Annotated in this window: 15 protein-coding genes; 13 read left to right on the forward strand and 2 right to left on the reverse strand. The window is 62.0% G+C overall.

Translation table 11 applies throughout. From position 1 onward, the window contains the following. The first annotated feature begins 37 nt into the window (after positions 1-37). Positions 38-901 (forward strand): MBL fold metallo-hydrolase, encoded by an 864-nt coding sequence (locus PspS35_RS18505; protein WP_159936236.1) that lies wholly within the window; start codon positions 38-40, stop codon positions 899-901. 44 nt (positions 902-945) lie between these two features. Here the strand turns inward: PspS35_RS18505 and bkdR are convergent, their stop codons facing one another. After that, positions 946-1,431, reverse strand: coding sequence for a Bkd operon transcriptional regulator BkdR (gene bkdR, locus PspS35_RS18510; protein ID WP_159936237.1), 486 nt, complete (start codon positions 1,429-1,431; stop codon positions 946-948). Between the two features lie 194 nt (positions 1,432-1,625). On the opposite strand from bkdR, the gene PspS35_RS18515 reads away from it, so the two are divergent. From PspS35_RS18515 to PspS35_RS18535, 5 genes are all read left to right on the forward strand, one after another. Beyond that, positions 1,626-2,861: a 3-methyl-2-oxobutanoate dehydrogenase (2-methylpropanoyl-transferring) subunit alpha gene (locus PspS35_RS18515; protein ID WP_159936238.1), complete on the forward strand. Its 1,236-nt coding sequence runs from the start codon at positions 1,626-1,628 to the stop codon at positions 2,859-2,861. Position 2,862: 1 nt separating this feature from the next. Continuing rightward, positions 2,863-3,921, forward strand: coding sequence for an alpha-ketoacid dehydrogenase subunit beta (locus PspS35_RS18520; RefSeq protein WP_053138622.1), 1,059 nt, complete (start codon positions 2,863-2,865; stop codon positions 3,919-3,921). Next, positions 3,922-5,175 carry a dihydrolipoamide acetyltransferase family protein gene (locus tag PspS35_RS18525; protein ID WP_159936239.1) on the forward strand — a complete coding sequence of 418 codons (1,254 nt, stop codon included), beginning with the start codon at positions 3,922-3,924 and terminating at the stop codon, positions 5,173-5,175. A gap of 3 nt (positions 5,176-5,178) precedes the next feature. Then, positions 5,179-6,552, forward strand: a complete 1,374-nt coding sequence (gene lpdA / locus PspS35_RS18530) for a dihydrolipoyl dehydrogenase (RefSeq protein ID WP_159936240.1) — start codon at positions 5,179-5,181, stop codon at positions 6,550-6,552. 218 nt (positions 6,553-6,770) lie between these two features. Beyond that, a complete protein-coding gene (locus tag PspS35_RS18535; RefSeq protein ID WP_159936241.1) occupies positions 6,771-7,790 on the forward strand; it encodes a branched-chain amino acid aminotransferase in 1,020 nt (339 codons plus the stop codon). A gap of 67 nt (positions 7,791-7,857) precedes the next feature. Here the strand turns inward: PspS35_RS18535 and PspS35_RS18540 are convergent, their stop codons facing one another. Beyond that, on the reverse strand, positions 7,858-8,751 hold the full coding sequence (locus PspS35_RS18540; protein ID WP_159936242.1) for a GNAT family acetyltransferase: 894 nt from the start codon (positions 8,749-8,751) through the stop codon (positions 7,858-7,860). Between the two features lie 252 nt (positions 8,752-9,003). On the opposite strand from PspS35_RS18540, the gene PspS35_RS18545 reads away from it, so the two are divergent. The 7 genes from PspS35_RS18545 to PspS35_RS18575 all read left to right on the forward strand — a co-directional run bounded on the left by PspS35_RS18545 (position 9,004) and on the right by PspS35_RS18575 (position 14,886). Next, on the forward strand, positions 9,004-9,930 hold the full coding sequence (locus PspS35_RS18545; RefSeq protein ID WP_159936243.1) for an arginine deiminase-related protein: 927 nt from the start codon (positions 9,004-9,006) through the stop codon (positions 9,928-9,930). Positions 9,931-9,941: 11 nt separating this feature from the next. After that, the gene (locus tag PspS35_RS18550) at positions 9,942-10,988 is read left to right on the forward strand and encodes an ornithine cyclodeaminase (RefSeq protein ID WP_159936244.1); all 1,047 of its coding nucleotides are present in this window, start codon (positions 9,942-9,944) and stop codon (positions 10,986-10,988) included. A gap of 257 nt (positions 10,989-11,245) precedes the next feature. After that, complete coding sequence (locus PspS35_RS18555; protein ID WP_159936245.1) at positions 11,246-12,025, forward strand: ABC transporter substrate-binding protein; 780 nt, start codon at positions 11,246-11,248, stop codon at positions 12,023-12,025. A gap of 112 nt (positions 12,026-12,137) precedes the next feature. Next, a complete protein-coding gene (locus tag PspS35_RS18560; protein ID WP_159936246.1) occupies positions 12,138-12,839 on the forward strand; it encodes an ABC transporter permease in 702 nt (233 codons plus the stop codon). Then, positions 12,836-13,549, forward strand: a complete 714-nt coding sequence (locus PspS35_RS18565; protein ID WP_159936247.1) for an ABC transporter permease — start codon at positions 12,836-12,838, stop codon at positions 13,547-13,549. Before PspS35_RS18560 ends, PspS35_RS18565 begins: the two co-directional genes overlap by 4 nt. Before the next feature lie 3 nt (positions 13,550-13,552). Then, positions 13,553-14,383, forward strand: coding sequence for an ATP-binding cassette domain-containing protein (locus tag PspS35_RS18570; protein WP_238785886.1), 831 nt, complete (start codon positions 13,553-13,555; stop codon positions 14,381-14,383). A 5-nt stretch (positions 14,384-14,388) separates the two neighbouring features. Further along, complete coding sequence (locus tag PspS35_RS18575; protein ID WP_159936248.1) at positions 14,389-14,886, forward strand: Lrp/AsnC family transcriptional regulator; 498 nt, start codon at positions 14,389-14,391, stop codon at positions 14,884-14,886. Positions 14,887-14,934 lie beyond the last annotated feature (48 nt).

The following is a 14,934-nucleotide window of genomic DNA, read 5'->3' on the forward strand; positions in this document are numbered from 1 at the left end:
ATTGTAATCACTTTTTTCAGCATCAGGGGCAGCCGTCATGTCAGCGTTGATTCAATCCTTTCTGGACGAAGCGTCGTCGACCTACACCTACGTCGTCTATGCAGCGGACGGCGGCCACTGTGCCATCGTCGATTCGGTGCTCAACTACGACCCGGCCTCCGGACGCACCGACACGCGCCAGGCGGACAAGGTCATCGCCTTCGTCAGGGAACATAACCTGCAGGTGCAGTGGCTGCTGGAAACCCATGCCCATGCCGACCACCTGTCGGCCGCGCCTTATCTGCGCCGCACGCTGGGCGGCAAGATCGCGATTGGCCAGTCGATCAGCAACGTGCAGGACGTGTTCAAACACCTGTTCAACCTGGAGCCGGAATTTCGCGTCGACGGTTCGCAGTTCGATCACCTGTTCGCGCCGGGTGAGGTCTTTCAGATCGGCCCGCTCAAGGCCCAGGCGCTGCATGTGCCCGGCCACACCCCGGCGGACATGGCGTACCTGATCGAGGATCGATTGATCCTGGTGGGCGACACGCTGTTCATGCCCGATGTCGGTACCGCCCGCTGCGACTTCCCCGGTGGCGATGCGCGGCAGCTGTATGCATCGATGCGCACGCTGCTGGCCTTCCCGCCCGAAACCCGACTGTATGTGTGCCACGACTATCCGCCTGACGGCCGCGAGGCCAAGTGCCTGACGACGGTGGCCGAGCAGCGCGCCGGGAATATCCACGTGCATGACGGGGTGGATGAGGCGGCGTTTGTGGCGATGCGCACCCAACGTGATGCCGGGCTGGGCATGCCGACGCTGTTGTTGCCGGCGATCCAGGTGAATGTGCGGGCCGGTCATATGCCGCCTGCGGAGGAGAATGGTGTGACTTACCTGAAAATCCCGCTCAACCAACTCTGAAATGCGGGAAAAATGTGGGAGGGCGCTTGCCCCCTCCCACATTGTCAACCGAGGCTGATGCCATTGGCCGGCAGCGGCAACGCGGTCTTGTAGCGCACTTGCTTGAGAGCGAAGCTTGAGCGAATGTTCGCCACCCCCGGCACCTTGGTCAAAAAATCCATCATGAAGCGCTCCAGCGACTGGATCGTCGGCACCAGCACACGGATCAGATAATCCGGGTCGCCGGCCATCAGGTAGCACTCCATTACCTCGGGCCGGTCCGAGATCGCGCCTTCGAACTGCTGCAACGCCAGTTCATTCTGTTTTTCCAGGCTCACATGGATAAACACGTTGACGTGCAGCCCCAGCAGGTCGGCGTCGAGCAGCGTGACCTGTTCACGAATCAGCCCCAACTCTTCCATCGCCTTGACCCGGTTGAAACACGGCGTGGGCGACAGGTTGACCGAGCGGGCCAGGTCGGCGTTGGTGATGCGGGCATTCTCCTGCAGAGCGTTGAGAATGCCGATGTCGGTACGGTCCAGTTTGCGCATGAGACAAAATCACCTGTTTATTATGTTTATGCAGGTTTTTTATCCGCAAATGATCGCGGGCGCAACGAAACACAGATAAATATTCTTCTACGCCCCGCCTATGATTGTTGTAGGACAAGAATTCTTCTACCCGAAGACCGACTGTCAGCTAGCGCGCCCATTACAAGAAATTCACAAGATCGAGCGTAGAAGCCATGACCCAGCAGTATGAACCACTGCGCCTGCACGTCCCTGAACCCTCGGGCCGACCAGGCTGCAAGACCGACTTCACCTACCTGCGCCTGACCGACGCCGGCCTGGTGCGCAAACCCGCCATCGACGTAGAACCTGCCGACACCGCCGACCTGGCCAAGGGCCTGATCCGCGTGCTCGACGACCAGGGCCAGGCCCTGGGGCCGTGGGCCGAAGGCGTCTCCACCGAAATCATGCGCCGCGGCATGCGCGCGATGCTCAAGACGCGCATCTTCGACAACCGCATGGTGGTCGCCCAGCGTCAGAAAAAAATGTCGTTCTACATGCAGAGCCTTGGCGAAGAAGCCATCGGCAGCGCCCAGGCCCTGGCCTTGAACATCGACGACATGTGCTTCCCCACCTACCGCCAGCAAAGCATCCTGATGGCCCGCGAGGTGCCGCTGGTGGACCTGATCTGCCAGTTGCTGTCCAACGAGCGCGACCCCCTCAAAGGCCGCCAGCTGCCGATCATGTATTCGGTCAAGGACGCTGGTTTCTTCACCATTTCCGGCAACCTCGCGACCCAATTCGTACAGGGCGTGGGCTGGGGCATGGCCTCGGCGATCAAGGGCGATACCAAGATCGCCTCGGCCTGGATCGGCGACGGCGCCACCGCCGAATCCGACTTCCACACCGCCCTCACCTTCGCCCACGTCTACCGCGCGCCGGTCATCCTTAACGTGGTCAACAACCAATGGGCCATCTCCACGTTCCAGGCCATCGCTGGCGGTGAAGCCACCACCTTCGCCGGACGCGGCGTCGGCTGCGGCATCGCCTCCCTGCGTGTGGACGGCAACGACTTCATTGCGGTGTACGCCGCCTCCGCCTGGGCAGCCGAACGGGCGCGCCGCAACCTCGGCCCGAGCCTGATCGAATGGGTCACCTACCGCGCCGGCCCGCACTCCACCTCCGATGACCCCTCCAAATACCGCCCTGCCGACGACTGGAGTCACTTCCCGCTGGGTGACCCGATCACCCGCCTCAAGCAGCACCTGATCAAGATTGGCCAGTGGTCCGAAGAGGAACACGCGGCGGTCAGTGCCGAGCTGGAAGCCGAAGTCATCGCGGCGCAAAAACAAGCCGAACAGTACGGCACCCTCGCCGGCGGCCAGATTCCAAGCGCCGCGACCATGTTCGAAGACGTCTACAAAGAGATGCCGGAGCACTTGAAGCGCCAGCGTCAAGAGTTGGGGATCTGACATGAACGATCACAACAACAGCATTGAAGTGGAAACCGCCATGACCACCACCACCATGACCATGATCCAGGCGCTGCGCTCGGCTATGGATGTGATGCTTGAGCGTGACGACAACGTGGTGGTGTTCGGCCAGGACGTCGGCTACTTCGGCGGCGTGTTCCGTTGCACCGAAGGCTTGCAGACCAAGTACGGCAGCTCGCGGGTGTTCGACGCGCCGATCTCGGAAAGCGGCATCATCGGCGTAGCCGTGGGCATGGGCGCCTACGGCCTGCGCCCGGTCGCCGAGATTCAGTTCGCCGACTATGTGTACCCCGCCACCGACCAGATCATCTCCGAAGCGGCGCGCCTGCGTTATCGCTCGGCGGGCCAGTTCACCGCGCCGCTGACCATGCGCATGCCGTGCGGGGGTGGCATCTACGGCGGCCAGACCCACAGCCAGAGCATCGAAGCAGTGTTCACCCAGGTCTGCGGGCTGCGCACGGTGATGCCGTCCAACCCTTACGACGCCAAAGGCCTGCTGATCGCCTCCATCGAAAACGATGACCCGGTGATCTTCCTGGAGCCCAAGCGCCTGTACAACGGCCCGTTCGATGGCCATCACGACCGCCCTGTCACGCCGTGGTCGAAACACCCGCAAGCGCAAGTGCCCGACGGCTACTACACCGTGCCGCTGGACGTAGCCGCCATCGTGCGTCCGGGCTCGGCCGTGACCGTGCTGACCTATGGCACCACCGTGTATGTGTCGCAAGTCGCCGCCGAAGAAACCGGCATCGACGCCGAAGTCATCGACCTGCGCAGCCTGTGGCCCTTGGACCTGGACACCATCGTCAAGTCAGTGAAAAAGACCGGCCGTTGTGTGGTGGTGCACGAAGCCACGCGCACCTGCGGTTTTGGCGCCGAACTGGTAGCGCTGGTGCAGGAGCATTGCTTCCACCACCTGGAAGCGCCGATCGAACGCGTCACCGGCTGGGACACGCCCTACCCGCACGCGCAGGAGTGGGCGTATTTCCCAGGGCCGTCCCGAGTGGGCGCGGCGTTGAAACGGGTCATGGAGGTCTGAATGGGCACGCACGTTATCAAGATGCCGGACATTGGCGAAGGCATCGCGGAAGTTGAACTGTCGGTATGGCACGTGAAGGTCGGCGACATGGTCGTCGAAGACCAGGTGCTGGCGGATGTGATGACCGACAAGGCGATGGTGGACATTCCCTCGCCGGTGCACGGCAAAGTGATTTCCCTTGGCGGCGAGCCGGGTGAAGTCATGGCCGTGGGCAGTATTCTGATCAGCATTGAAGTAGAAGGCGCCGGTAACGCCAAGGATGCGCCAGTAGCGGCTGAGCCGGTGAAGGCTGCGCCCGTGGTCGAAGCCAGGCCGGCGCCGGTGGTTCAAGCGAAACCCGTGGCCAAACCCGCAGCAGCACCCGTGGCCCGTGAAACCGACGAACGCCCGCTGGCCTCGCCCGCCGTGCGCAAACATGCGTTGGATGCCGGGATACAACTGCGCCTGGTGCAAGGTTCCGGCCCCGCTGGCCGGGTCTTGCATGAAGACCTCGACGCTTACCTCCAGCAAGGTGCGAGAACGTCCTCGACAACCGCCAACCCCTACGCCGAACGCAACAACGAAGAGCAGATCCCGGTGATCGGCATGCGCCGCAAGATCGCCCAGCGCATGCAGGACGCCACCCGCCGCGCTGCGCACTTCAGCTACGTAGAAGAGATCGACGTCACCGCGCTGGACGAACTGCGCGTGCACCTCAATGAGAAGCACGGCGCCACACGCGGCAAGCTGACCCTGCTGCCGTTTATCGTGCGGGCCATGGTCGTGGCGTTGCGCGACTTCCCGCAGATCAATGCGCGCTACGACGATGAAGCCCAAGTCATCACCCGCCTCGGCGCGGTGCACGTGGGCGTCGCCACCCAGAGCGACGTGGGTTTGATGGTGCCGGTGGTGCGTCACGCCGAAGCCCGCAGCCTGTGGGGCAATGCCGAGGAAATCGCGCGCCTGGCCACGGCCGCGCGCAATGGCAAGGCCAGCCGTGATGAGCTGTCGGGGTCGACGATTACCTTGACCAGCCTCGGCGCATTGGGCGGTATCGTCAGCACCCCGGTGCTGAACCTGCCGGAAGTGGCCATCGTGGGCGTCAACCGCATCGTCGAGCGGCCCATGGTGATCAAGGGCCAGATCGTGGTGCGCAAGATGATGAACCTCTCCAGCTCGTTCGATCACCGCGTGGTCGATGGCATGGACGCGGCGCAATTCATCCAGGCCATTCGCGGCCTGCTCGAACAACCCGCCAGCCTGTTCCTGGAGTAAGTCATGACGTTGAACACCACTTTGCTGATCATCGGCGGCGGGCCTGGCGGGTATGTGGCGGCGATTCGCGCCGGCCAACTGGGCATCCCGACCATTCTGGTGGAAGGACAGGCGCTGGGCGGCACCTGCCTGAATATCGGCTGCATTCCGTCCAAGGCCTTGATCCACGTGGCCGAACAATTCCAGCAAACCGTGCATCACAGCCAGGGCTCGCCCCTGGGCATCGATGTGGACGTACCGACCCTGAACATCCGCAAAAGCGTGGAATGGAAAGACGGCATCGTCGATCGCCTGACGACCGGCGTCGCCGCACTGCTGAAAAAGCACAAGGTGCAGGTGATCCACGGCTGGGCCAAGGTGGTGGATGGCAAGACCGTCGACGTCGGCGACCAGCGTATCCACTGCGAACACCTGCTGCTGGCCACCGGCTCGACCAGCGTCAACCTGCCGATGCTACCGATTGGCGGGTCGATCATTTCGTCTACCGAAGCCCTGGCGCCGACCCGCGTGCCCAAGCGCCTGATCGTGGTCGGCGGCGGCTATATCGGCCTGGAGCTGGGGATTGCCTATCGCAAGCTGGGCGCCGACGTGAGTGTGGTCGAGGCCCAGGATCGCATCCTGCCGGCTTACGACGCCGAGCTGACGCAGCCGGTGAACGAGTCCCTCAAGCAATTGGGGGTGAAGCTGTACCTCAAGCACAGTGTCACCGGGTTTGCCGACAACTGCCTGCAGGTGCGTGACCCGAACGGCGACACGTTGACGCTGGAGACCGATCAGGTCCTGGTGGCCGTGGGTCGCAAACCCAACACCCAAGGCTGGAACCTTGAAGCGCTGAACCTGGCGATGAACGGCGCGGCGATCCAGATCGACAGCCGTTGCCAGACCAGCATGCGCAATGTGTACGCCATCGGCGACCTGAGCGGCGAGCCAATGCTGGCCCACCGCGCAATGGCCCAAGGCGAAATGGTTGCCGAACTGATCAGCGGTCAATCCCGCGAATTCAACCCGACAGCGATTGCGGCGGTGTGCTTTACCGACCCAGAGTTGGTCGTGGTCGGCAAGACGCCGGACGACGCCAAGGCCGCGGGCCTGGACTGCATCGTGTCGAGCTTCCCATTCGCGGCCAATGGCCGGGCGATGACGCTGGAGTCGAAAACCGGCTTCGTGCGGGTGGTGGCGCGGCGTGACAACCATCTGATTGTCGGATGGCAAGCCGTGGGCGTGGGCGTATCGGAACTGTCCACCGCGTTTGGCCTGAGCCTGGAAATGGGTTCGCGCCTGGAGGATGTGGCGGGCACCATCCATGCGCATCCGACCTTGGGCGAAGCTGTGCAGGAAGCCGCCTTGCGGGCTTTGGGGCACGCGCTGCATATGTAAAACCGTGGCGAGGCCATCGGGGGCAAGTCGAATCGTCGCACCGCCCATCCCACAGGGGAATGCATTCCAAAATGTGGGAGGGGCTTGCCCCCGATATCGGTGGATCGGCCAATACAGAGGCTGAAGACAGCCACCCTGTGGCTCCCACACACGCCAAGAATGAAGTATTGTTGCGCCCATCCAGAAAAAAACCGACTTGACCAAAGATAGAGGGTGTCATGGGTAACGAAAGCATCAATTGGGACAAGCTGGGTTTTGACTACATCAAGACCGACAAACGCTACCTCCAGACCTTCAAGGACGGCGAGTGGCAAGCAGGCACCCTGACCGACGACAACGTGCTGCACATCAGCGAGGGCTCCACCGCCCTGCACTATGGCCAGCAGTGCTTTGAAGGCCTCAAGGCCTACCGCTGCAAGGACGGCTCGATCAACCTGTTCCGCCCGGACCAGAACGCCGCACGCATGCAGCGCAGTTGCGCCCGCCTGCTGATGCCGCATGTGCCGACCGACGTGTTCATCGAAGCCTGCAAACAAGTGGTCAAGGCCAACGAGCGGTTCATCCCGCCGTACGGCAGCGGCGGCGCGCTGTACCTGCGCCCGTTCGTGATCGGCACCGGTGACAACATCGGCGTACGTACCGCGCCGGAGTTCATCTTCTCGGTGTTCTGCATCCCGGTCGGCGCCTACTTCAAGGGCGGCCTGGTGCCACACAACTTCCAGATCTCCACCTTCGACCGCGCCGCGCCACAGGGCACCGGTGCTGCGAAAGTCGGTGGCAACTACGCCGCCAGCCTGATGCCCGGTTCGGAAGCGAAAAAAGCCGGCTTCGCCGACGCGATCTACCTGGACCCGATGACCCACTCGAAAATCGAAGAAGTCGGCTCGGCCAACTTTTTCGGGATCACCCATGACAACCAGTTCATCACGCCGAAGTCGCCTTCGGTGCTGCCAGGCATCACCCGCCTGTCGCTGATCGAACTGGCCCAGACCCGCCTGGGCCTGGAAGTGGTTGAAGGCGAAGTGTTCATCGACAAACTGGCCGACTTCAAGGAAGCCGGCGCCTGCGGTACTGCTGCGGTGATCTCGCCGATCGGCGGCATCCAATACAACGGCCACCTGCATGTGTTCCACAGCGAAACCGAAGTGGGCCCGATCACCCAGAAGCTCTACAAAGAGCTGACCGGCGTGCAGACCGGCGACGTTGAAGCGCCAGCGGGTTGGATCGTGAAGGTCTAACCCCGCCGCACCGCACATCAAATGTGGGAGGGCGCAAGCCCCCTCCCACCTTTGCTCTGCCGTGTCCTCAGGATTGAGCCGGGATATTCTCGGGAATCTTCTTGCCCATGCTGATCCTCGGCTCCACCCCATACCCCAGCGCCTCATAAAACCCCGTCACCGCCTCATTGCCACTGCTGATCTGCAGGTTGATCTTCATGCAGCCCAGCGCGGTCAACGCCTGCTCCGCATGCCGCACCAGCGACGCGCCCAGGCCATGACGCCGATAGTCCGCGTGCACCGCCACCGAATACAGCCAGCCGCGATGGCCGTCGTAACCGGCGAGAATGGTCCCGATCACAGCTTTTTTATCGGTCGCCACAAAGAACAACCCGTCATTGACCGCCAGCTTTTTATCGATCGCCAGGCTCGGCAGGTTATGCGCCGTGTCATAACCAAACGCCGCCTGCCATAGCTCGATCACTTGTGCACGATGCGCACGGTCGCGATACGGCCCGATGGGATAGCGCGATGACAACGTCTTTTCCATCACCAGCGTGCGCTCGTTGCCGTGGTAAACATCGCGTACCGTGTGAAACCCCAGCTTGGTGTAGAACAGTTCAGCAGTCAGCGAAGACGGCACGCTCAATAGCGTCACTCCGGCTTCGCGGGCGCGCAGTTCGATTTCCACCATCAACAGCCTTCCGATGCCCTGCCCTTGCAAGGTCGGGTTGACGAACACCGAGCGCACCACATTCGCATCAAGTGCCGCCGTGGCAACGATCACCTCGCCCTGAACGGCCACCAGCACAACACGACGCGTGAGCAACGCCAGCACGGCCTCGGGCGTAAAGTTAGCCGCCACGCGGGCGATCACATCCGCCGGGTAATCCTGCGCATTGCTGCTGTACAAGGCCGCCAGGATGACCTGGCTGATGCCCTCGGCATCGGTGGGTTGGGCGAGACGAACGGCGGTGGACATGGTTCCTCCTGGCTGACGGCACTAGCACAAACACCACCATACCAATGTGGGAGGGGCGGTGCGACGATTCGACTTGCCCCCCCAACACTTCAAGCGCATTTCACCCCTACAGCCGGTTCGGCTGCGATACCCCCCATTTCAGCTTTCCCGGCTGAGCCGCCCCGTTGTTTCAGCGGGGATTCACACCGCACAAGCCACAAAATAGCCCCACTGCATCTTTCTTTACCGCCTTACTCATGGATCTGTGCACCCATGCAAACCACCAACACCGTCTTGATGATTCGCCCGGCGCGCTTTGCCTTCAACCCGGACACCGCCATCAACAACCGCTTCCAACGCCAACCCCTCGACCCACTCAGCGCACAGCACAAAGCGCTGGAAGAGTTCGACGGCTATGTCGACACCCTGCGCCAGCACGGCGTGGAAGTGCTGGTGGTGCAGGACACCCCGGCGCCCCATACCCCCGATTCGATCTTCCCCAACAACTGGTGGAGCAGCCATGCCGACGGCAGCCTGGTGCTGTACCCGATGGAAGGCCAGAACCGCCGACTGGAACGCAACAAGGGTGTGCTGCAAGTGTTGGAGCAACGCTTTGCAATCAACAGCACCATCGACCTCAGCCACCTCGAACAACAGAACATCTTCCTCGAAGGCACCGGCAGCATGGTGCTCGACCGCCAGCACCGTATCAGCTATGCCTGCCACTCCGGTCGCACCCACTACGATGCGCTGCGCGAATTCGCCGAACGCCTCGATTACCAACTCTGTGTATTCCATGCGGTCGACCGCCACCACGCGCCGATCTACCACAGCAACGTGATGATGAGCGTCGGCCGCGACCTCTCGGTGGTGTGCCTGCAAGCCCTACCCGACGACAACGAGCGCCAGGCCCTGGAACGCTCCCTGCGCGACACCGGCAAAGACATCCTCGCCCTCGACTTCGACCAGTTGGAAGCCTTCGCCGGCAACATGCTCGAAGTGCATGACCGCGACGGCCAGCCGCTGCTGGTGATGTCCGCCAGTGCCTGGGGCGCGTTGCAACCGGCCCAGCGCCAGCATGTGGAGCGCCACACGCGACCGGTGGTGGTGAACATCGACAACATCGAACGCATCGGCGGCGGCAGTGCCCGCTGCATGCTCGCGGAAGTGCACCTGCCTGCCCGCCCCTCATTTCAATAAGGAGTCTTGCCATGACCCGCTATATCGACGTCAACGACCTCAGCTATCTGGTTTCGCAAAAAGGCCTGCAAACCTGCATCACCGAGATGGCCGAGTACATCCGCGCCGACTACCTGCGCTGGCAGGATTTCGAAAAATGCGCACGCCTGGCCAACCACTCGCCGGAGGGCGTGATCGAGCTGATGCCGGTGTCCGACGCCTCGCTGTACGCCTTCAAATACGTCAACGGTCACCCGAAGAACACCCAGGCCGGCATGCTCACCGTGATGGCCTTCGGCGCCCTGGGCGATGTGGACACCGGCAAACCGGTATTGCTGGCAGAAATGACCCTGACCACCGCCATTCGCACCGCCGCTACTTCGGCGCTGGTAGCGCGTTACCTGGCCCGCGACAACAGCCGCAGCATGGCGCTGATCGGCAACGGCTCGCAAAGTGAATTCCAGGCCCTGGCCTTCCACGCGATGCTCGGCATCAACGAAATCCGCCTGTTCGATATCGATGCAAAGGCCACCGCCAAGCTGGCAGCCAACCTCAAGGCCTTCCCGGCGATCAAGGTGATCCTGGCCGGCAGCGTGGCCGAAGCCGTCAAAGGCGCAGACATCGTCACCACGGTTACCGCCGACAAGGCCTACGCGACCATCCTCACTGACGAGATGATCGAGCCGGGCATGCACCTCAATGCCGTGGGCGGCGACTGCCCAGGCAAGACCGAACTGGACCGCCGTATCGTCGAGCGCGCGCGGGTGATCGTCGAGTACGAGCCGCAAAGCCGCATCGAAGGTGAGATCCAGCACATGCCGGAAGATTCGCCAGTGACCGAACTGTGGCAAGTGATCAACGGCCAGCAACCTGGTCGCGAGAACGCACGCCAGATCACGCTGTTCGACTCGGTGGGCTTTGCCATCGAAGACTACTCAGCCCTGCGCTATGTGCTGGACGTGGCCAAAGCCCTGGATGTGGGTAGCGAACTGGAACTGGTGCCCGACTTGGCCGACCCCAAGGACTTGTTTGCACGCCTGGCCCAGCAGCCACGCGCACAGCATAAAAAGCGCGCCTGAGACCGCTCTGGCCTGCCGCTTTGCGCCAAGGGCGGGCCAGAATTGCAGGGATGAAAGCCGATTCAGCGGGTGCAACAGCCGATTGCGCTGCATTGCTGTTTTTAACAGCGCAATTCGCGCCTTGCGCACCGGGTAAACGACACAAAAAACGCACCACCATGAAGCATTCTGAGCCCGACCAAAGAGTCACTGAATGAATGCAGCTGCACCTCTTTTCTACTGCCCTGACATCAATTACAAAATATAGGGACTACACCATGACTCCATTGCGATCACTCTTCGCTGCGTTGCTGTTGCCACTGTGCGCCACCGCCGCCCACGCTCAGGAATGGAAAGAAATCCGCTTCGGCGTGTTCCCCGAGTACCCCCCGTTTGAATCCGTGGCCGCCGACGGCAGCCTGCAAGGTTTCGATATCGAATTGGGCAATGCCATCTGCGCCAAGCTCGATGTGAAATGCACGTGGGTCCACAACGAATTCGACGGCATGATCCCGGCCCTGCGCGCGCGCAAGTTCGACGCCATCATGTCGTCCATGGCCGTGACGCCGGCCCGTGAGAAAGTCATCGACTTCAGCAACCGGCTGTTCCTCAGCCCCACCTCGGTGATCACCCGCAAAAGCGCCGACTTCGGTGACACCCCCGAATCGTTGAAAGGCAAGCAGGTCGGCGTGTTGCAAGGCTCGTTGCAGGAAGCCTATGCCCGTGCGCACCTGGCCAAGCTCGGGGCTCAGGTCAAGGCCTACCAATCCCAGGAACAGAACTACGCCGACCTGCAAAACGGCCGCCTCGACGCCACCCTCACCGACAAACTCGAAGCCCAACTCAACTTCCTGTCCAAGCCTGAAGGCGCCGACTTCAAGACCGGCCCGGCCTTCAAGGACCCGACCCTGCCCCTGGACATCGCCCTGGGCTTGCGCAAGAACGATCAGGAGTTGCGTGCGCTGATCAACAAGGGCATCGCCGCCGTCCAGGCCGATGGCACCTACGCCAGGATTCAGCAGAAATACTTCGGCGACCAGGACATCTACAACGAGTAAGCCAACGCCGAGCCCCCCTGTGGTAGAGGGTTTATGTGGGAGGGGCTTGCCTCCCCCTCCCACATAAACCGGGCCCGCAGGGGAATATCTGCGCCTTTAGAGATTTCTCCCCATGAACGACCTCCTCAACCTGCAAGGCTACGGCCCCATGCTGGCCCAGGGTGCCTGGATGACGCTCAAGCTGGCGCTCCTCGCGCTGGCGTTGAGCCTCACCCTCGGCCTGCTCGCCGCCGGTGCCAAACTGTCCAGCGCCAGATGGCTGCGAGTGCCGGCCACGCTGTACACCACGCTGATCCGCAGCGTGCCGGACCTGGTGCTGATCCTGCTGATCTTCTACAGCCTGCAACTGTGGCTCAACGACCTGACCGAAAGCTTGGGCTGGGTCTATTTTGAAATCGACCCATTTACCGCCGGGGTGATCACCCTGGGGTTTATCTACGGCGCGTATTTCACCGAGAACTTCCGGGGTGCGATCCTCAGTGTGCCAGTCGGCCAACTGGAGGCCGCCACCGCCTACGGGTTGAGCCGCTGGCAGCGCTTTCACCTGGTGCTGTTCCCGCAGTTGATGCGCTTCGCCCTGCCGGGCCTGGGCAATAACTGGCTGGTGCTGCTCAAGTCCACGGCGCTGGTGTCGATCATCGGCCTGTCAGACTTGGTCAAAGCCGCGCAAAACGCCGGCAAGACCACCAACGAGCCGTTGTACTTCCTGATCCTCGCCGGCCTGGTGTATCTGGTGATCACCACCCTCTCCAACCGCATCTTCAAGCGCCTCGAACGGCGCTATAACCTCGGCATCAAGGGGATGGCGCGATGATCGAACTGTTCCAGCAATACGGCCTGGCCTACCTGTTCAGTGATGGCGCAGGCCTGTCCGGCGTGGCCATGACCCTGTGGCTGTTCATCATCTCGGTGGTGCTGGGCTTCATTCTGTCGATTCCCCTGGCACTGGCCCGGGTCTCGGAGCACGTCTGGCTGCGCTGGCCGGTGGAGGTCTACACCTACCTGTTTCGCGGCACGCCGCTGTATATCCAACTGCTGATTTGCTACACCGGGCTGTACAGCCTGGAAGTGGTGCAGGACAACGCCCTGCTCAACCAGTTTTTCCGTAACGCGTTGAACTGCACCCTGCTGGCCTTTGTGCTCAACACCTGCGCCTACACCGTGGAAATCTTCGCCGGGGCGATCCGCAACATTCCCCATGGCGAAATCGAAGCCGCCCGCGCCTACGGCCTTCACGGCTGGCGCTTGAACCTGTTTGTGCTGGTGCCCGCCGCATTGCGCCGCGCATTGCCGGCCTACAGCAATGAAATGATCCTGATGCTGCACGCCACCTCGCTGGCGTTCACCGCCACCGTCGCCGACATCCTCAAAGTGGCGCGTGATGCCAACGCCGAAACGTTCCTCACGTTCCAGGCCTTCGGCATCGCCGCCCTGCTGTACATGCTGCTGTCCTTTGCACTGGTGGGCCTGTTTCGACTGGCCGAACGTCGCTGGATGCGTTTTCTTGTTCCTACCCGAGGCTAACCCATGAATCAGTCCGCGCAGGCCCTGGCCACTTATCCCGTTGACGAACCCGCTGCCAACACCGCAACCGCCGCAGTCAAGCTGCAAGTTGAAGGTATTCATAAACGCTATGGCGAACACGAGGTGCTCAAGGGTGTTTCCCTTAATGCCCGCCAAGGCGATGTGATCAGCCTGATCGGCGCCAGCGGCTCCGGCAAAAGCACCATGCTGCGGTGCATCAACTTCCTGGAGCAGCCAGACGCCGGGGTCATTACCCTGGACGGCATCAGTATCGAAATGCAGCAAGGTCGCGCCGGCACCCGTGCGCCGCATCAGGCACAACTGCAAAACCTGCGCACGCGCCTGGCCATGGTGTTCCAGCACTTCAACCTGTGGAGCCACATGACCGTGCTGGAAAACATCACCATGGCCCCGCGCCGGGTGCTGGGCGTGAGCGCGGCCGAAGCGCAAAAACGTGCGCGTATGTACCTGGACAAGGTCGGCCTGCCCGGCCGCGTGGCCGATCAATACCCGGCCTTCCTGTCCGGCGGACAGCAACAGCGCGTGGCGATCGCACGGGCCTTGGCGATGGAGCCGGAAATCATTCTGTTCGATGAGCCGACCTCTGCGCTGGACCCGGAGCTTGTAGGAGAAGTCCTCAAAGTCATACAGACGTTGGCCGAGGAAGGTCGTACCATGCTGATGGTCACCCACGAGATGGGCTTTGCCCGCCAGGTGTCCAGCCAAGTGCTGTTCCTGCATCAGGGCCGTGTCGAAGAGCAAGGCGGCGCCGAGATCCTCGACCATCCCAAGAGCGAGCGCCTGCAGCAATTTCTTTCCAACCGTTTGAAGTGAAACCCATGGATACCAAGGCCAACGGACCCCATACCTCCCCCTCGCTGGACCGCATCGATGAAGCGATCATCGAAGTGCTGCGCCATCAGGGGCGGATCACCTACGAAAAGCTCTCGTCGCTGGTGCACCTGACGCCCAGGCCTTGCCTGGAGCGCGTGCGCAAGCTGGAGCGCCGTGGGGTGATCCGTGGCTACGGCGCGATCATCGATGTGCAGATGGTCTCGCCAGGGCTGTCATTGCTGGTGCTGGTGGCGTTGTCCAACCAAAGCGGGCGCTCGGCGCAAAAGGCCTTTGAGGCTTGCGTCAAGGCCTGCCCCCAGGTGTTCGAATGCCAACTGATCAGTGGGCCGTTTGACTACAGCCTGCGCATGCGCTGCCGGGACATGGAGCATTACCGGGTGTTGACGGAGACCTGGTTGAACAATGACGAGTTGCATATCGATAAGTTGGTGGCGCATCCGGAGTTGGCGGTGGTCAAAAACACCGCGACCGAACTGACCTGAGCCCCACTCGCCAAGCCAATGAGGATCGAATATGGGAGGGAGCAAGTC

The sequence above is a fragment of the Pseudomonas sp. S35 genome, from assembly GCF_009866765.1.
Lineage (GTDB): Bacteria > Pseudomonadota > Gammaproteobacteria > Pseudomonadales > Pseudomonadaceae > Aquipseudomonas.